Source organism: Pseudomonas sp. AC112, assembly GCF_979253545.1.
On sequence record NZ_CEEDCM010000001.1, the window covers coordinates 6,517,457 to 6,534,321 of the forward strand.

General features: G+C 63.2%; 16 protein-coding genes. 12 read left to right on the plus strand and 4 right to left on the minus strand.

Translation table 11 applies throughout. The features are described from left to right. The first annotated feature begins 3 nt into the window (after positions 1-3). Both AC0IYN_RS29940 and AC0IYN_RS29945 read left to right on the plus strand, forming a co-directional pair. The gene (locus tag AC0IYN_RS29940; protein WP_471844637.1) at positions 4-834 is read left to right on the plus strand and encodes an ABC transporter ATP-binding protein; all 831 of its coding nucleotides are present in this window, start codon (positions 4-6) and stop codon (positions 832-834) included. Positions 835-839: 5 nt separating this feature from the next. After that, positions 840-1,337 carry an Lrp/AsnC family transcriptional regulator gene (locus AC0IYN_RS29945; RefSeq protein WP_016974875.1) on the plus strand — a complete coding sequence of 166 codons (498 nt, stop codon included), beginning with the start codon at positions 840-842 and terminating at the stop codon, positions 1,335-1,337. 124 nt (positions 1,338-1,461) lie between these two features. Here the strand turns inward: AC0IYN_RS29945 and AC0IYN_RS29950 are convergent, their stop codons facing one another. From AC0IYN_RS29950 to AC0IYN_RS29965, 4 genes are all read right to left on the minus strand, one after another. Next, positions 1,462-2,295 carry a TIGR03915 family putative DNA repair protein gene (locus tag AC0IYN_RS29950; protein WP_471844639.1) on the minus strand — a complete coding sequence of 278 codons (834 nt, stop codon included), beginning with the start codon at positions 2,293-2,295 and terminating at the stop codon, positions 1,462-1,464. Continuing rightward, a complete protein-coding gene (locus tag AC0IYN_RS29955; RefSeq protein WP_471844641.1) occupies positions 2,292-3,512 on the minus strand; it encodes a putative DNA modification/repair radical SAM protein in 1,221 nt (406 codons plus the stop codon). Before AC0IYN_RS29955 ends, AC0IYN_RS29950 begins: the two co-directional genes overlap by 4 nt. 66 nt (positions 3,513-3,578) lie before the next feature. Continuing rightward, positions 3,579-4,916, minus strand: a complete 1,338-nt coding sequence (locus tag AC0IYN_RS29960) for a lysine N(6)-hydroxylase/L-ornithine N(5)-oxygenase family protein (RefSeq protein ID WP_406598990.1) — start codon at positions 4,914-4,916, stop codon at positions 3,579-3,581. Positions 4,917-5,036: 120 nt separating this feature from the next. Further along, complete coding sequence (locus AC0IYN_RS29965) at positions 5,037-5,519, minus strand: sigma-70 family RNA polymerase sigma factor (RefSeq protein WP_078049317.1); 483 nt, start codon at positions 5,517-5,519, stop codon at positions 5,037-5,039. Between the two features lie 256 nt (positions 5,520-5,775). Between AC0IYN_RS29965 and AC0IYN_RS29970 the strand changes: the two genes are divergently transcribed. From AC0IYN_RS29970 to AC0IYN_RS30015, 10 genes are all read left to right on the plus strand, one after another. Beyond that, a complete protein-coding gene (locus tag AC0IYN_RS29970) occupies positions 5,776-6,945 on the plus strand; it encodes an efflux RND transporter periplasmic adaptor subunit (RefSeq protein ID WP_078049318.1) in 1,170 nt (389 codons plus the stop codon). 1 nt (position 6,946) lies between these two features. Further along, positions 6,947-8,917: a MacB family efflux pump subunit gene (locus tag AC0IYN_RS29975; protein ID WP_457267764.1), complete on the plus strand. Its 1,971-nt coding sequence runs from the start codon at positions 6,947-6,949 to the stop codon at positions 8,915-8,917. Next, a complete protein-coding gene (locus tag AC0IYN_RS29980) occupies positions 8,910-10,328 on the plus strand; it encodes an efflux transporter outer membrane subunit (protein WP_471844644.1) in 1,419 nt (472 codons plus the stop codon). The genes AC0IYN_RS29975 and AC0IYN_RS29980 overlap by 8 nt, the downstream gene beginning before the upstream one ends. 107 nt (positions 10,329-10,435) lie before the next feature. Beyond that, entirely contained in the window at positions 10,436-11,185 is a 750-nt protein-coding gene (locus AC0IYN_RS29985; RefSeq protein ID WP_471844646.1) for an alpha/beta fold hydrolase, read from the plus strand. 107 nt (positions 11,186-11,292) lie between these two features. Then, positions 11,293-12,063, plus strand: a complete 771-nt coding sequence (locus AC0IYN_RS29990; RefSeq protein ID WP_471844648.1) for a FadR/GntR family transcriptional regulator — start codon at positions 11,293-11,295, stop codon at positions 12,061-12,063. A gap of 224 nt (positions 12,064-12,287) precedes the next feature. After that, positions 12,288-13,490 (plus strand): ABC transporter substrate-binding protein, encoded by a 1,203-nt coding sequence (locus tag AC0IYN_RS29995; RefSeq protein ID WP_406598996.1) that lies wholly within the window; start codon positions 12,288-12,290, stop codon positions 13,488-13,490. A gap of 57 nt (positions 13,491-13,547) precedes the next feature. After that, positions 13,548-14,408 carry a branched-chain amino acid ABC transporter permease gene (locus tag AC0IYN_RS30000; protein ID WP_471844650.1) on the plus strand — a complete coding sequence of 287 codons (861 nt, stop codon included), beginning with the start codon at positions 13,548-13,550 and terminating at the stop codon, positions 14,406-14,408. Between the two features lies 1 nt (position 14,409). Then, entirely contained in the window at positions 14,410-15,420 is a 1,011-nt protein-coding gene (locus tag AC0IYN_RS30005) for a branched-chain amino acid ABC transporter permease (protein ID WP_406598997.1), read from the plus strand. Further along, positions 15,417-16,166: an ABC transporter ATP-binding protein gene (locus AC0IYN_RS30010; protein ID WP_471844652.1), complete on the plus strand. Its 750-nt coding sequence runs from the start codon at positions 15,417-15,419 to the stop codon at positions 16,164-16,166. Before AC0IYN_RS30005 ends, AC0IYN_RS30010 begins: the two co-directional genes overlap by 4 nt. After that, positions 16,166-16,861, plus strand: coding sequence for an ABC transporter ATP-binding protein (locus AC0IYN_RS30015; RefSeq protein ID WP_048719438.1), 696 nt, complete (start codon positions 16,166-16,168; stop codon positions 16,859-16,861). The genes AC0IYN_RS30010 and AC0IYN_RS30015 overlap by 1 nt, the downstream gene beginning before the upstream one ends. The last annotated feature ends 4 nt before the right edge of the window (positions 16,862-16,865 follow it).

Genomic DNA, 16,865 nt, shown 5'->3' on the forward strand with positions numbered 1-16,865 from the left:
CCCATGAATCAGTCCGCGCAGGCCCTGGCCGCTTATCCTGTTGATGAACCCATCGCCCCACCCGCCACCGCGGCCATCAAGCTGCAGGTCGAAGGCATCCATAAACGCTACGGCGAACACGAAGTGCTCAAGGGCGTGTCCCTGAACGCCCGTAATGGCGACGTGATCAGCCTGATCGGCGCCAGCGGCTCCGGCAAAAGCACGATGCTGCGCTGCATCAATTTCCTCGAACAGCCGGACGCTGGGGTGATCACCCTGGACGGCATCAGCATCGAAATGCGCCAGGGCCGCGCCGGCACCCGTGCGCCGCATCAAGATCAATTGCAGAACCTGCGCACGCGCCTGGCCATGGTGTTCCAGCACTTCAACCTGTGGAGCCACATGACCGTGCTGGAAAACATCACCATGGCCCCGCGCCGGGTGTTGGGCGTGAGCGCCGCCGAAGCGGAGAAACGTGCGCGCCTGTACCTGGACAAGGTCGGCCTGCCAGGCCGCGTGGCCGATCAGTACCCGGCGTTCCTCTCCGGCGGCCAACAACAGCGCGTGGCGATTGCCCGGGCGCTGGCGATGGAGCCGGAGATCATCCTGTTCGATGAGCCGACTTCCGCACTCGACCCAGAACTTGTAGGCGAAGTCCTCAAAGTCATACAGACGTTGGCCGAGGAAGGTCGTACCATGCTGATGGTCACCCACGAGATGGGCTTTGCCCGCCAGGTGTCCAGCCAAGTGCTGTTCTTGCACCAGGGCCGTGTCGAGGAACACGGCGACGCCAGGATCCTCGACCACCCCAGCAGCGAGCGCTTGCAGCAATTTCTTTCCAACCGTTTGAAGTGAAACCCATGGATACCAAGGCCAACGGACCCCATTCCTCCCCTGCGCTGGACCGCATCGATGAAGCCATCATCGAAGTGCTGCGTCACCAGGGGCGTATCACCTACGAAAAGCTCTCGTCGCTGGTGCACCTCACGCCCAGGCCCTGCCTGGAACGCGTGCGCAAGCTGGAGCGACGCGGGGTGATCCGTGGGTATGGTGCGATCATCGATGTGCAGATGGTCTCGCCAGGGCTGTCGTTGCTGGTGCTGGTGGCCTTGTCCAACCAAAGCGGGCGGTCGGCGCAAAAGGCTTTTGAAGCCTGTGTGAAGGCCTGCCCGCAAGTGTTCGAATGCCAGTTGATCAGCGGGCCGTTTGACTACAGCCTGCGCATGCGCTGCCGCGACATGGAGCACTACCGGGTGCTGACCGAGACCTGGTTGAACAATGACGAGTTGCACATCGATAAGTTGGTGGCGCATCCGGAATTGGCGGTGGTGAAGAACACCGCCACCGAACTGGCCTGAGCCCCAATTTCACCAAACACTGCATAACCCCTGTGGGAGCGCGCTTGCTCGCGAATGTGGAGTGTCAGTCACTTAATTTGTCACTGATACACCGCATTCGCGAGCAAGCCCGCTCCCACATTTTTTAACCGTGCCCACTTAGTATTTTCTTGCCAGGCTTGACCCCAATCATCTTCGCCTGCCCATCCTTCTGCTTCCCCGTCCGCGCTTCGCTGATCAACCCCGGTATCAACTTGCCCTCCGGCAGGTTCTTCCAGAACCGGCTGGGCAAATGCCCTTCCATCACCTTGGGGTTCAACCGCGCCGGGTTGAAGATGTGGCTGTAGTAGGTCAGCCACATCGCACTGTGGGGGTCTTCGACATTCTGCGCCAACTGCCGCCACGCCTCGGGGCATTCACGTTGATGGATCAACTGCTCACCGTCGTAGTAAACCCCATCCAACGGCGTGGCGATCATCCAGCGATGACGGCCCATGCGCCCGATAAAATGCTGGCTGGCTGATTTCAAGATGTCATGGGCCGGCTCATGCCAGGCCACGTACTCGGGCAGTTCCGGCCCCGCCTGCGCCGGCAACGCAATAAACCGCACAAACGCATGCAGGTGGTGCGCCTCGCGGCTGACCTGCTTGATCCGCCGCTGCAACTCACTGCCCAGCTTGTCCCCTGCCAGCATGGCGGTACGGTCGCCGTGGCTGACCCGCCACAACACTTCGTACAGCAGGCTCCAGCGCTGGTCGCCGTGGTGGCAGGCGGCCGATTCCAGCAGTTCCAGCAGGGCCTTGGGCACCCGCGTCTGGAACGGCCCAGGCGCTTCGGGAATCGACTGGTCGGTGGCAAACAGGTCGGCCACCTCCGCCTCCCCCCAACTCACCTGGCTGGGGTCTACCTGATGGCTGAGCAACCAGCGCGCCTGGTCGCGCCAGGTGCTGAACAGGTTGTCGCATTCCAGGCTGATCATCCCCACAACCCCATTTGCTGCGGTTGCGGGCGGTCGCGCAATTGTTCGCGCAGCAGCACGCTGGTGCTGTCGGCTTGTTGCGGGTGGTAGTCACTGGTGATGAAAAACGGCTTGGCCTTGGCCAGTACGCAGCGCATGCGCGCCAGGTCTTCGAAGCGGATCTTGCGTTCGCGGCGCAGGTCCACCAGGCGCTGGGTGGTGCGCAAACCAATGCCCGGGATGCGCGCGATCAAGGTCGGCTCGGCGCGGTTCAGGTCCAGGGGGAACACGTCACGGTTTTCCAGGGCCCAAGCCAGCTTGGGGTCGATGTCCAGGGCCAGGTGGCCGGGGCCTTTGAACAGTTCATTGGCGTTGAACCCATAGCTGCGCAGCAGGAAATCGGCCTGGTACAAGCGATGTTCACGCATCAACGGCGGCGCGGCCAGGGGCACGCTTTTCGGGCTGTTGGGGATGGGGCTGAACGCCGAGTAATACACGCGGCGCAGCTTGAAGTTGCCATACAGCGCCTCGGCACCGTGGAGGATGGTGCTGTCATCGGTGTCATCCGCGCCGACGATCAATTGCGTGCTCTGCCCGGCCGGGGCAAAACGCGGCGCGCGCGGCTCGTTACGGACCGTCTGCTCGCCGGTGTAGATGGTCTGCATGGCCTGCTTGATCGACACGATCTTTTTTTCCGGCGCCAGGGTCTGCAGGCTGGCCTCGGTGGGCAATTCGATGTTCACGCTCAGTCGATCGGCATACTTCCCGGCTTCGGCGATCAGCGCCGGGTCGGCATCGGGAATGGTCTTGAGGTGGATATAGCCACGGAAGTCATGCTCTTCGCGCAGCAATTTGGCGACCCGCACCAACTGCTCCATGGTGTAGTCGGACGAACGGATGATACCGGAACTGAGAAATAGCCCGCTGACGCAATTGCGTCGGTAGAAATCCAGGGTCAGGGTGACCACCTCCTCCGGGCTGAAACGCGCGCGGGGCACGTCGCTGGAGCGGCGGTTGACGCAGTACTGGCAGTCGTAAAGACAGAAGTTGGTGAGCAACACCTTGAGCAGCGACACACATCGCCCGTCCGGCGTGTAGCTGTGGCAAATGCCCATGCCATCGGTAGACCCCAGCCCCGCCTTGCCCTCGGAACTGCGCTTGGGCGCGCCACTGCTGGCGCAGGATGCGTCGTACTTGGCGGCGTCGGCGAGAATGCTGAGTTTTTCGATCAACTGCATGGAGGGCTACCGATACTGGTTTTTTGTACAGTATCAGCCAACCCTCCAGGTCACAAGTGCAGCCTGTCAGCTCGCGGTGGCGAGCAACAGGTCCTGCACCGAACGCCCCTGGCCGCGTCCACGGTCCAAGGCATACAGCGACGCTGCAATCTCATCCGCGCGAATCGGCAGCACCGACAGCAAGGTATCGCTCAACCCATGGCTGGCCTGGCTGAAGCCCTGGATGTAGATGCCGGCATTGCAACGTTCGTCAGTGACGATGCGGTAGTCGCGCGCCACGTCGAAGTCGCCCAGGTAGGCTTCCAGCGGCGCCAGCAGCGCGCGGTGTGTCTGGCGCTCGTAGCCGGTGGCCAGTATCACCGCGTCGTAATGGTTGACGCTGGTGTCGCCGTTGGCGTTGTTGCGCAGCACCAATTCAATGCCCAGCGGGCCTGGGGTGGCCTTTTCCACCACGGTCATGGTGCGAAAGGCCTGGCGGGCGATGCCGGAGACTTTCTGGCGGTAGAAGATGCCGTAGATACGCTCGATCAGGTCCAGGTCCACCACCGAATAGTTGGTGTTCTGGTACTCGGCGACCAAACGCTCACGCTCGGCGCCCTCTTGCTGGAACACCAGGTCGGTGAAGGCCGGCGAGAACACTTCGTTGACGAACGGGCTGTCATCCGCCGGCTTGAGCGCCGACCCACGCAGGATCATGTCGACCTGCACCGACGGGAAGCTGTCGTTCAGGTCGATAAAGGCTTCCGCCGCGCTCTGCCCACCGCCGATGATGGCAATGCGCATGGCCTTGCCGTCGACACACGGCTGCGTCGCCATGCGTTCCAGGTATTGAGAATGGTGGAACACCCGGCTGTCACCCTTGAGCGCCTTGAACGCTTCGGGAATGCGCGGCGTGCCACCGGCGCTGACCACCACCGAACGGGTGGTGCGCACATGCTGCTCGCCCAGGGCATCGCGGGAGATCACGCGCAGGGCTTCGACCTGCTGCTGGTGCAGGATCGGCTCGATGGCCAGCACTTCCTCGCCATACCGCGCCTGGGCCTGGAACTGCCCGGCGACCCAGCGCAGGTAGTCGTTGTACTCCATGCGGCACGGGTAGAAGGTGCCCAGGTTGATGAAGTCCACCAGGCGGTCGTGGGCTTTCAGGTAATTGACGAAGGAGTACGGGCTGGTGGGGTTGCGCAGGGTCACCAGGTCCTTGAGGAACGAGATCTGCAGTTCGCTCTGGGTCACCAGGGTATTGCCGTGCCAGCGGTAGTCGGCTTGTTTGTCCAGGAACAGCACGTCCAGTTTGCCCTGGGCCTTCTCGCGCTCCTGCAGGGCGATGGCCAGCGCCAGGTTCGAAGGGCCGAAACCGATACCGATCAGGTCGTGAACCGCGGGCGAAGCAATTGCCTGTGTCATTCCAGTGTCCTCTGGATAAGCCCCTTGGCGGTGGGGCGGGAATACCTTTCAAGGCCTGAACAACAGGCCGTGTGTTGATAGGAAACGAGGACAGTGAAATAAAATTTAACTGATCAGTGATCAGTGCGCTTCCCACTCGCGCATCCGCACCCGGCAGTGCTTCATGGCGTTGACGATATGTTTTTCCACCAGGGCGCGGGAAATGCACAGGCGCTCGGCGATCTGCAGGTGGGTGAGGCCGTCGAGCTTGCGCAGCAGGAAGCTGTCACGACAGGCCGGCGGCAGTTCGGCCAGGGCGCGTTCGAGCAGTTCCAGGCGTTGGGCGTGGTCGTGGTTGGTGTGGGGCGAACTGCTGGCGAAGCGTTCTTCGGCATCCAGCACGTCCAGGGGTTCAACCTGGCGCAAGGCATTGCGCCGGTGGCCGTCGATCACCAGGTTGAGCGCGGTGCGGTACAAAAAGGCGCGGGGTTGTTCGATGGGGGTGTCGCTGGAACGTTCCAGCACCCGGACATACGCGTCATGCACCACATCCTCGGCCACCTGACGGTTGCCCAGCTTGGCGTTGAGGAAACACACCAGCTCGCGATAGTAGTTTTCCAACATGACTCCCGGCCGCCGGGTAGCGGCATTAGGTCCCTGGGTGCAAAAAAGACAGCGTTAAGGTGATGGCAGTTTGAGTGCGTGCAATTTATAGTAATTCTCATCTACTTTTAAAGCAGACTTGCATCAACGGACGAAATTTTTCTTCAAGGGAGCTGTAACTGCTTATGTAACCGCCTAAATCCCCGCGCAATTCTCTCGTTTACTTGTCAGCTCTCCCGCAACTGCGGTCCGAACTTTCCTGGCTGGAAACCCAAGCATGAAACGCCCTCGACCTGCCCGACGCGCCTTGCTCGTTATCGCGTGCCTGATCCCCCTTATTGCCGTCGCGGCCTGGCAGGTGCTGCCGCCGGGGCGTGACACCCTCACCACCGTCACCGTCACCCGCGGCAATATCGAGAACAGCGTGACCGCCCTGGGCACCTTGCAGCCGCGTCGCTACGTAGACGTGGGCGCCCAGGCGTCGGGGCAGATCCGCAAGATCCACGTCGAGGCCGGCGACCAGGTCCAGGAAGGCCAGCTGTTGGTGGAAATCGACCCGTCCACGCAAAAAGCCAAGCTCGACGCCAGCCGCTATGCCATCGAGAACCTCAAGGCCCAGCTGCAGGAGCAAAAGGCCCAGCACGAACTGGCGCGCCAGAAGTACCAGCGCCAGCAGCGCCTGGCCGCCGGCAACGCCACCCGCGAAGAAGATGTACAAACCGCCAAAGCCGAACTGAGCGCCACCCAGGCCCGGGTCGACATGTTCCAGGCGCAGATCCAGCAAGCCCAGGCCAGCCTGCGCAGCGATGAGGCCGAGTTGGGCTACACGCGTATCTACGCGCCAATGACCGGCACCGTGGTCGCGGTGGACGCGCGGGTCGGCCAGACCCTCAATGCCCAGCAGCAGACCCCCCTGATCCTGCGGATCGCCAAATTGTCACCGATGACCGTGTGGGCGGAAGTCTCGGAAGCCGATATCGGCCACGTCAAACCGGGCATGACCGCCTATTTCACCACCCTGAGCGGCGGCAACCGACGCTGGACCAGCACCGTGCGTCAGATCCTGCCGATCCCGCCCAAACCGTTGAATGAAACCCAGGGCAGCGGCAGCCCCAATAGTTCGAATAAAAGCGGCAGCGGCCGCGTGGTGCTGTACACCGTGTTGCTGGATGTGGACAACAGCGACAACGCGTTGATGGCCGAAATGACCACCCAGGTGTTTTTCGTCGCCAGCCAGGCCAAGGACACGCTGACGGCACCGGTCGCTGCGCTGCAGGGAACCTCGGACGCCAGCCAGCAGATCGCCCAGGTCGTGGGCAAGAACGGCCGTATCGAGCAGCGCCAAGTGCAGGTCGGCATCAGCGACCGCCTGCGCGTGCAGGTGCTCGCCGGCCTGAACGAAGGTGATCAACTGCTGATCGGCCCGGCCGACGGCAACGGGGGTTGAGGTGACCACGCCCCTGATCGAACTCAAGAACATCCGCAAATCCTACGGCGGCGGTGACAGCCCGCAGGTCGACGTATTGCGCGGCATCGACCTGGCCATCCACGCCGGGGAATTCGTCGCCATCGTCGGCGCCTCCGGCTCCGGCAAGTCCACGCTGATGAATATCCTCGGCTGCCTCGACCGTCCGAGCATCGGCGACTACCTGTTCGCCGGCGAGAACGTCGCGCACTTGGACAGTGACGAACTGGCCTGGCTGCGCCGCGAAGCCTTTGGCTTTGTGTTCCAGGGCTACCACCTGATTCCCTCGGGCTCGGCCCAGGAAAACGTCGAGATGCCGGCGATCTATGCCGGTATCAGCGCCACCGAGCGCCATGCCCGCGCCAACGCCCTGCTCACGCGCCTGGGCCTGGCCGAGCGCACCGGCAACCGTCCGCATCAGCTTTCCGGTGGCCAACAGCAACGGGTGTCCATCGCCCGTGCGTTGATGAACGGCGGCCATATCATCCTTGCCGACGAACCCACCGGCGCCCTCGACAGCCACAGCGGCGCCGAGGTCATGACCCTGCTGGACGAACTGGCCAGCCAGGGCCACGTGGTGATCCTGATCACCCACGACCGCGAAGTCGCGGCGCGGGCCAACCGCATCATCGAGATTCGCGACGGCTTGATCATCAGTGACTCGGCCGGTGACAGCGACGCCGTCCCCGTCGCCACGACCGGCGCCCTGCAAGCCGTGGACCTGCGCCAGCGCCTGGCCGACGGCGCCGAGCACAATGGCGCCTGGAAAGCCGAACTGGTGGACGCGGTGCAGGCCGCCTGGCGAGTGATGTGGATCAACCGTTTCCGCACCGCGCTGACGCTGCTGGGCATCATCATCGGCGTGGCGTCGGTGGTGGTGATGCTGGCGGTGGGCGAAGGCAGCAAGCGCCAGGTCATGGCGCAGATGGGTGCGTTCGGCTCCAACATTCTCTACCTCAGTGGGTCGTCGCCCAACCCGCGCACGCCCATGGGGATCGTGACCCTCAACGATGTCCACGCGCTGGCGGCATTGCCCCAGGTGCAGCGCATCATGCCGGTCAATGGCAGCGAGGCCGGGGTGCGTTTCGGCAACGTCGACTACATGGCCTATGTGGGCGGCAACGACACCAACTTCCCGGCGATTTTCAATTGGCCGGTGGTCGAGGGCAATTACTTCACCGCAGCCGATGAGCGCGCGGCCGCCACCGTCGCGGTGATCGGTCATCGCGTGCGTGAGAAGCTGTTCAAGGGCGAGGTTAACCCTATCGGCCAATACATCCTGATTGAAAACGTGCCGTTCCAGGTGATCGGCGTGCTCGCGGAAAAAGGCGCCAGCTCCGGCAACAAGGACAGTGACGACCGTATCGCCATCCCCTACACCGCCGCCAGCGTGCGCCTGTTCGGCAGCTACAACCCCGAGTATGTGGTGATCGCCGCAGCCGACGCGCGCAAGGTGCACGAGGCCGAGGTGGCCATCGACCAGTTGATGCAAAAGCTGCACAACGGCAAGCGTGATTACGAGCTGACCAACAACGCCGCGATGATCCAGGCCGAGGCCCGCACGCAGAATACGCTGTCGCTGATGCTGGGTTCGATTGCCGCGATTTCCCTGCTGGTGGGCGGCATCGGTGTAATGAACATCATGTTGATGACCGTGCGCGAGCGTACCCGTGAAATCGGCATTCGCATGGCGACCGGTGCACGCCAGCGCGACATCCTGCGCCAGTTCCTCACCGAGGCGGTGATGCTCTCGGTGGTCGGTGGCCTGTGCGGTATCGCCCTGGCCTTGCTGGTGGGCGGCGTGCTGGTGCTGGCAGAGGTGGCGGTGCAGTTTTCCCTGGTGGCCGTGCTGGGCGCATTTGGTTGCGCCCTGGTCACCGGTGTCGTATTCGGCTTTATGCCGGCCCGTAAAGCTGCCCGGCTCGATCCGGTTAAGGCGTTGACCAGTGAATAAACGATCCCTGTGCGTGTCCGGCCTGTGCGTGTTCCTCAGTGCCTGCGCCGGCAACCCCGCCGCCCCCGACAGCGGCATCGCCCCGCCCGCCGCCTGGCAATATGCCGAGCGTGATGCGGCGCAAGCCACCAACCAGCAGTGGTGGACCCAATTCGGCAGCCCGCAGTTGAACCGCCTGGTCGACCAGGCCCGCCGTGACAGTTTCGACGTGGCCGCCGCCATGGCCCGTGTGCGCCAGGCCCAGGCCAGTGCGGTGATTGCCGGTGCACCGTTGTTGCCGGAAGTGAAGTTCAACCTCGCCACCAGTCATCAGAAATTGCTGCGCGGCAAAGGTGGGCCGGACCTTGACGCGTCACAAAGCGATGACGCCGTCGACAACTTTGGTGCCAACCTCACCGCCAGTTACGAAGTGGACTTCTGGGGTGGCCGCGCGGCCGCCCGTGACAGCGCCCTGCAGAGCCTGCGCGCCAGCGAGTTTGACCAAGCCACGGTGGAATTGACCTTGCTCAGCAGCGTGGCGGACCGCTATGCCCAAACCCTCGCCGCCCACCAGCGCGAGCAGATCGCCGCGCTTAACCTGACCAATGCACGCAACGTGCTCGACCTGGTGCAAACCCGCTACGACGCCGGCTCCGCCACCGCCCTGGAACTGGCCCAGCAAAAAAGCCTGGTGGCCAGCCAGCAGCGCCAGTTGCCGCTGATCCAGCAACTGGCCGAAGAATCCCGCATCACCCTGGCCGCCCTGCTCGGCCAGCCGGTGCAGGCGCTGAACCTGGGGGCAGAACCGTTCCAGGCACTCACCTGGCCGGACATCGGCGCTGGCATGCCCAGCCAATTGCTCAGCCGCCGGCCCGATATCGCCAAGGCCGAGGCTCAGTTGGCAGCGGCCCAGGCCGACGTCACTGTGGCGCGCGCGGCGATGCTGCCCGCCGTCACCCTCGGCGCGACCCTGGGTTCGGATGCCTACAAGGCCATGGATGTGCTGCGCAGCCCCTACTACACGCTGACCGCCGGCCTGGTGGGCCCGATCTTCAACAACGGTCGTTTAAGCGCTGAACGCGACAAGGCCCGCGCCCGCCAGGATGAACTGCTGCAAACCTATCGCGGCGCGATCATCAACGGCTTTGCCGATGTGGAAAAAGCCCTCAGCAGCATCACTCGCCTCGACCAGCAACGCCAATGGCAAACGGAAGAACTGCAACAGGCGCAGAGTGCCTTTCAGATCGCCGAGAGCCGCTACCAGGCAGGCGCCGAAGACCTGCTCACGGTGCTGGAAACCCAGCGCACCCTGTATGCGGCGCAGGACCAGAACGTGCAACTGCGCCTGTCACGCCTGCAAGCCAGCATCGCCTTGTACAAAGCGCTGGGGGGCGGTTGGCAAATACCGCGCTCTGATAAGCAAGGGATCTGATAAACAAAACTCCGGTTTCGTACACAAGCCGTCTTTTCACCCTACATTCATCGAGCCAGGGTCCTTGGTAAAAAAGCCGCCACTACACGGCCGCCCAGGACCTCTCGATGATTGTTGCAAGACACCTGCTGTGCGCCTGCCTCTGGCTGACCGCAGGCACTGCCGCTGCCCAGCCGCTGATTCCCCCTACCACCATCGACTGGCTGCTGGACTGCCCCCTCCCCACCGCTGACCGCCTGGACCCCGAGGTGCTGGAACGCACCCAATGCGGCACTGTGTCCGTACCGCGCAACCATGCCGCGCCCCGGCAAGGCAACCTGCGCCTTTACTTGACCCGCGTCGGTGCCAGAGACCCATTGAACCGGCTAGGCGTGGTGTTTGCCCAGGCCGGCGACACCGCACGAAAGCATCAGGGCGGCACCTTTGCCATCAGCCTGACCAGCCTCTGGGGCGCCCACGCCAACCCGGCCTATCGCACACTGGTCAACCGCTACGATGTCATCGAACTGAGCACCCGCGACCTCAGCAACGAGAACGCTATCGAACAGGCGGTTCAAGACCTGGAGTTCGTCCGTACCCAACTCGGCGATGCCCAAATGTTCTACCTGGGCCACGCCACTGCCGCCCGCCTGGGCAACCATTACGCCGCGCAGTTTCCCGAACGGGTGGCGCGCATGGTGCTGGTCAACGGGCAACAGCCCGGGACGGCCGCTCCCTTGGTCGAACAGTTGCGCCTCAAAGAGCCGGTCAAACAGGACGCCAGCGCGTGTATCAACCGCTGGGTGGGCGACTTCCTGGTCTACGGCAAGCAACCGCCGCGATCCACGCGTTGCCTTGATTCCGCAAACGCGGAGTAGCAACCCGTTTGCGACCTGTTGCCACCGAAAACGACACCCGCCGTTGACGCTGCACCTCGATCGTTATTAAGTGCTATTTATCCGCATTAATACGATAAATCGAACCCATGCTAAGCCGCCCGCTGAGACGCAAACGCCAGAAGCTGTCCGATGTGATTGTCGAGTCGGTCAAGCGCTCCATCGTCACCGACGCCCTGAAGCCCGGCGACCGCCTGCCCACCGAACGTGAGCTGATGGAAAGTTTCCAGTGCTCCAAGGGCTCGGCCCGCGAGGCGCTCAAGGCCCTGGAAGTGGAAGGCCTGGTGAGCACGCGCACCGGCCCCAGCGGCGGCGCGTACCTGAACCAGGCGGGCACCGAGCCGGCCAGCCGCGCCTTGCGCAACTACCTGCACTTCCAGCACCTGGACGGCGAGCAGGTGTACCAATTGCGCAAGGTTATCGAAGTGGAGTTGGCCGTGTCGGTGTTGGGGCGCCTCAGCGAAGACGACTACCAGGCCCTGCAAGACAACGTGGATTTCTGCAGCGCCCCGGAAGACAGCGAGGCCGGCCAACGCGAGCAACGCCTGGCGGAACTGGAGTTCCATAACCTGCTGGCCAAGGCCTGCCCCAACCCGCTGCTGAGTTTCACGGCGCAATTCCTCAACGACCTGCTGCGCGACCTGGTGGTGCTGAAAAAAGCCTACAAGCCCAAGCGCAAGCAATTCGACGCGGCCAACCTGGATTATCACAAGCAGTTGCTGGCCGCTTTCCGCGCCGGGGACGAAAGCGCGGTGCGCAGCTTGATGCATGAACACATGTGCGATGCCGAACACCACATGACCGCCCTTGAAGGCCAGGTCAGCCCGCATTTTCTACTGGAGTTCGATCACCACCACTGACACACCACGGTACCTACTGTGGCCCCCCAATCAATGTAGGAGCTGGCTTGCCAGCGATGGCATCGACTCAGTTCAACTGACCCACCGAGTTGCCTGCATCGCCGGCAAGCCGGCTCCTACAGAGACAGTGTTTGCCCCAACCAATAACAGGCCTGCCCACAGGCCCTTGCTCCACCGTATCGCCATTGCCACTCCTGCCAATAACTAAACCAGGGAGTCACCCCATGCAGCGTCGTACGTTGTTGAAAGCCAGTCTTACCGCAGCCGCCGCCCTCAGCCTCCCGCTGAGCGTGCGTTCGGCATTCGCCGCCGAGCCCTTTACCTTTTACGGCCTCAAGTCCATGTCTGGCGCGTTTGCCAGCTATGGCAAATTTGCCGACATGGGTTCACGCCTGGCCGTGGAGCAACACCCCGTACTGCTCGGCCGCCCGCTGAACTACAAGGTCATCGACACCGAAGGCAATGCCGGCAAGGCCGTGCGCAAGGTGCAGGAAGCCATCCAGCAGGACGGCGCGCGGTTCTTCCAGGGCTGCACCTTGTCATCGTCGGCACTGGCGGTGGCCAAGGAAGTGGACAAGGTCGGTGGCGTATTCATGACCCCGGTAGGCGCCGATGAAGTCACCGGCAAGGACTGCAACAAGGCAACCTTCCGCTGGTCGGTGCCCACCTACGGCGCCATCCGCGAGACCCTGGTGCCGCTGATCAAGCTGCTGCCGGACGCCAAGCGCTGGTACACCATCACCCCGCAATACGTGTTTGGTGAGGCGCTGCTCGAAGGCGCAAAAAATGTGCTCAAGGAAAACGGCCTGGAACACATCGGCAACAGCTACCACTCGTTGCAGGAACAGGAGTTCTCCGGCTACCTGACCAACGCCATCGCCGCCAAGCCCGATGTGCTGGTGCTGCTCAACTTTGGCAGCCAGTCGTCCAACACCCTGCGCCAGGCGGTCAACTTCGGTATCAAGGAACGCATGAAGGTGTTGCTGGTGTGGTCCGCCGGGCTCGACCAGTTCCAGGAACTGGGCAGCGATGTGCTGGAAGGCGTGTACCTCGGCGCGCAGTACTGGCACCAGGTCGACACCCCGCTCAACCGTGAACTGGTCAAGCTCACCCAGGCCAAATACGGCATCAACCCCACCTACCCGCTGGCCGCCGACTACATCAGCACCAAGGTCATGCTCGACACCATCATCGCCACCGGCAGCTTCGACGGGCCGACCGTGGCCAAGGCCATGCAGGGCCTGAGCTTCGAAGGCCCCACCGGCAAGGAATCGATCCGCGCCGGCGACCACCAGGTGATCAAGGATTATTACCTGCTGATCGGCAAGGCCACGGCCGACATGGCCGACAAGGATGACCTGGCCAAGGTGCTCAGTGCCGGCCAGTCGTTCCCGCCAGTGGAAGCCACGGGCTGCACGCTCGGCTGATCCCCTGAATTTTGTAGCGCAGGGCCGCGCAAGCGGCGTCCTGCCGAGGGTTCCTGCATGCTAAATCTTTACCTGTTCCAGATCCTCAACGGCCTTGGGTTGGGGATGATCTACTTCCTGATCGCGGTCGGGCTGACGATCATTTTCGGCCTGCTCAACTTCGTCAACTTCGCCCACGGTGCGTTCTTCCTGCTGGGCGCCTACATCTGCTACACCGCCGTGAGCCTCACCGGCAACTTCTGGCTGGCGCTGCTGATCGCGCCGTTGGTGGTGGCCGCGTTGGCCTGGGCCATCGAGCGATTGCTGATCCAGCGGATCTACCATTTGCCGCACATGTTCCAGATCCTGGTGACCCTGGGGATCGCGCTGATCATCCAGGAAGCCAGCGTGATGATCTGGGGCCCGGTGGGCAAGAGCGTCGCCGTGCCGGAACTGCTGCGCGGCGTGCTGGTGGTGGGTGACTTCGTCTACCCCTACTACCGCCTGTTCCTCATCGTGTTCTCCGGGCTGGTCGGCCTGAGCCTGTGGCTGCTGCTGGAACGCACGCGCTTCGGCGCCCTGGTGCGGGCCGGCAGTGAAAGCACCGAAACCGTGTCGCTGCTGGGCACCAACATCTTCCGGCTGTTCTCCATGACCTTCGCCCTCGGCGTAGCCCTGGCCGGCGTTGCGGGCGTGCTGTTCGCGCCATTGCGCGGCGCCCAGCCCTTCGTCGGCCCGGAAATTCTCGGCGTCGCCTTCGTGGTGGTGGTGATCGGCGGCATGGGCTCGTTCAGCGGTGCGCTGGTCGGCGGTTTACTGGTGGGCGTGGTGCAAAGCCTGATGACCACACTCTGGCCCCAGGGTGCGAGCCTGATGATCTACGGCGCCATGGCCGTGGTGATTCTGGTCCGTCCCTACGGCCTGTTCGGGAGAGCCTGACATGAGCGAGAAAAATCCACTGCCGTTTGCCAAGACCCAGTCCAAGGCCATGTTGCTGTGGGTGCTGGCGGTGCTGATCGGCCTGCCGTTGATATTGCCCTCGGCGACCCTGGCCACCGAGATCCTGATCTTTGCCATGGCCGCCCTGGCCTGCAACCTGTTGCTGGGCTACACCGGATTATTGTCATTTGGCCAAGGCATCTTCTTCGGCGCCGGCGCCTATTGCGCGGCGCTGCTGATGATCCACCTGCAACTGGGGCTGTTCACCGCGTTGCTCGGCGCCGCCGTGGCCGGTGGTTTCCTGGCGTTGCTGGTGGGCGCCCTGGCGATCCGTCGCACCGGCATCTACTTCGTGATGCTGACCCTGGCCTTCAGTCAGATGGCCTACTTTGTCGCCTATACCCTCAGCGACTGGACCGGCGGCGACAACGGCCTGCTCAGCGTCCCGCGCCCGGAGATTCGCCTGGGGGACACCGTGTTGTTGTCGCTGGCCGACGCCCGCGCCTTCTACGGTTTTGTCGCGGTGCTGTTCCTGCTGATCTTCATCGGCGCACGCCGGGTGATTGCCTCGCCCTTCGGCAGCACGCTGATGGCGATCCGCGAAAACGAAACCCGTGCCTCGGCCATCGGCTATGACACACGCCACTTCAAGATCCTGGTGTTTGTGCTGTCCGGCGCGGTGACCGGAATTGCCGGGGCGCTGTACGCGATGCTGCTGCACTTTGTGCCGCTGTCGAATATCGACCTGGCGATGTCCGAGAACATCCTGATCATGACCATCGTCGGCGGCACCGGATCGTTGTTCGGCTCATTGCTCGGTGCCGGTTCCATCGTGCTGCTCGGGGATTTCCTCTCCGACCTGTGGCCGCGCTGGCTGATGCTGCTGGGGGTGATCCTGATCCTGGTGGTGATCTTCATGCGCGGCGGTTTGTGGGGCGGCCTGGCGTCGCTGTTCGAGAAGGTGCGCGGCAGCCGCAAGAGCGTCGTCGTCGCCAAGGAGGAAGGGCTATGAGCATCCTGCTGGAAACCAAAGACCTGGAACTCGCCTATGGCGCGTTCCACGCGGTGAATGGCGTGAACCTCAAGGTCGAGGCCGGCACCATCCACACCATCATCGGCCCCAACGGCGCCGGCAAGACCAGCCTTTTCCACTGCCTCACCGGCGAACGCCAGGCCACGGCCGGGGCGATTCATTTCGACGGCAGGAACCTGATGCGCAAGCCGGCCCACGGCCGTGTGGGCCTGGGCATGGCGCGCTCATTCCAGCTCACCAGCCTGTTCCAGAACCTCAGCGTGCGCGAAAACCTGCGCCTCGCCGCCCAGGGCCGCGACGGTGCACGCGCACTGAATTTCTGGCGCCGCGTGGACAGCAAGCGCGAACACCTGGAGATGGCCGACCAGGTGCTGGAACGCCTGCAACTCACGGCCCGCGCCGACACCTTGGCCGGTGAGTTGTCCCACGGCCAGCAGCGGGTGCTGGAGGTGGGCATGTCGATCTGCTCCAAACCGAAACTGTTGATGCTGGATGAGCCCACCTCGGGAATGGGCATCGACGATATCCCGATCATGACCCAGCTGATCAGCGACCTCGGCCGCGACCACACGGTGCTGCTGATCGAACACAACATGAGCATTGTCATGTCCATCAGCCAGCGCATCACAGTGATGAGCCACGGGCAGATCCTGGTGGAAGGCACGCCGAAATTCGTGCGTGCCGATGAACGTGTGCGCACGGCGTACCTTGGGGAGGCTGCCTGATGCTGATCGTCGAGAATATCCATTCCTACTACGACAAGAGCCACGTGCTGGAAGGCGTGTCGCTGACCGTCAACCCCGGTGAACTGGTGACGCTGCTGGGCCGTAACGGCGCCGGCAAGACCACTACCTTGCGCAGCATCCTCGGCATCATCTGCCCGCGCCAGGGCCAGATCCACTTCAACGGCCAGGCACTGGTGGGCCAGAAGATCTTTGAAATCGCCCGCCAGGGCTTGGCGCTGGTGCCGGAGAACCGTGGGATTTTCCGCCTGCTCACGGTCGAGGAAAACCTGCGCATCGCCGCGCGCAAGACCAGCCGCTGGCAGCTCGAAGACGTCTACGGCATGTTCCCGCGCCTCAAGGAACGGCGCAAAAACGCCGGCCACGCGCTGTCCGGCGGCGAGCAACAAATGCTCGCCATCGCCCGCGCGCTGCTCAACGACCCCAAGCTGCTGATCCTCGATGAACCCACTGAAGGCCTGGCCCCGGTGATCGTCGACGAGCTGGTGAAAATCCTGCGCAAGGTCAAGGACGACGGCCTGCCGGTACTGCTGGTGGAACAGAACCTGATGGTCTGCGACAAGCTCGCCGACCGCCATTACGTGCTCGAACAGGGCCGCGTGGTCTACGAGGGCAGCGCCGCCGCCTTCCGCGCCGACCCGACCATCAAGAACCGCTATTTGGCCCTGAGTGCCTGACCGG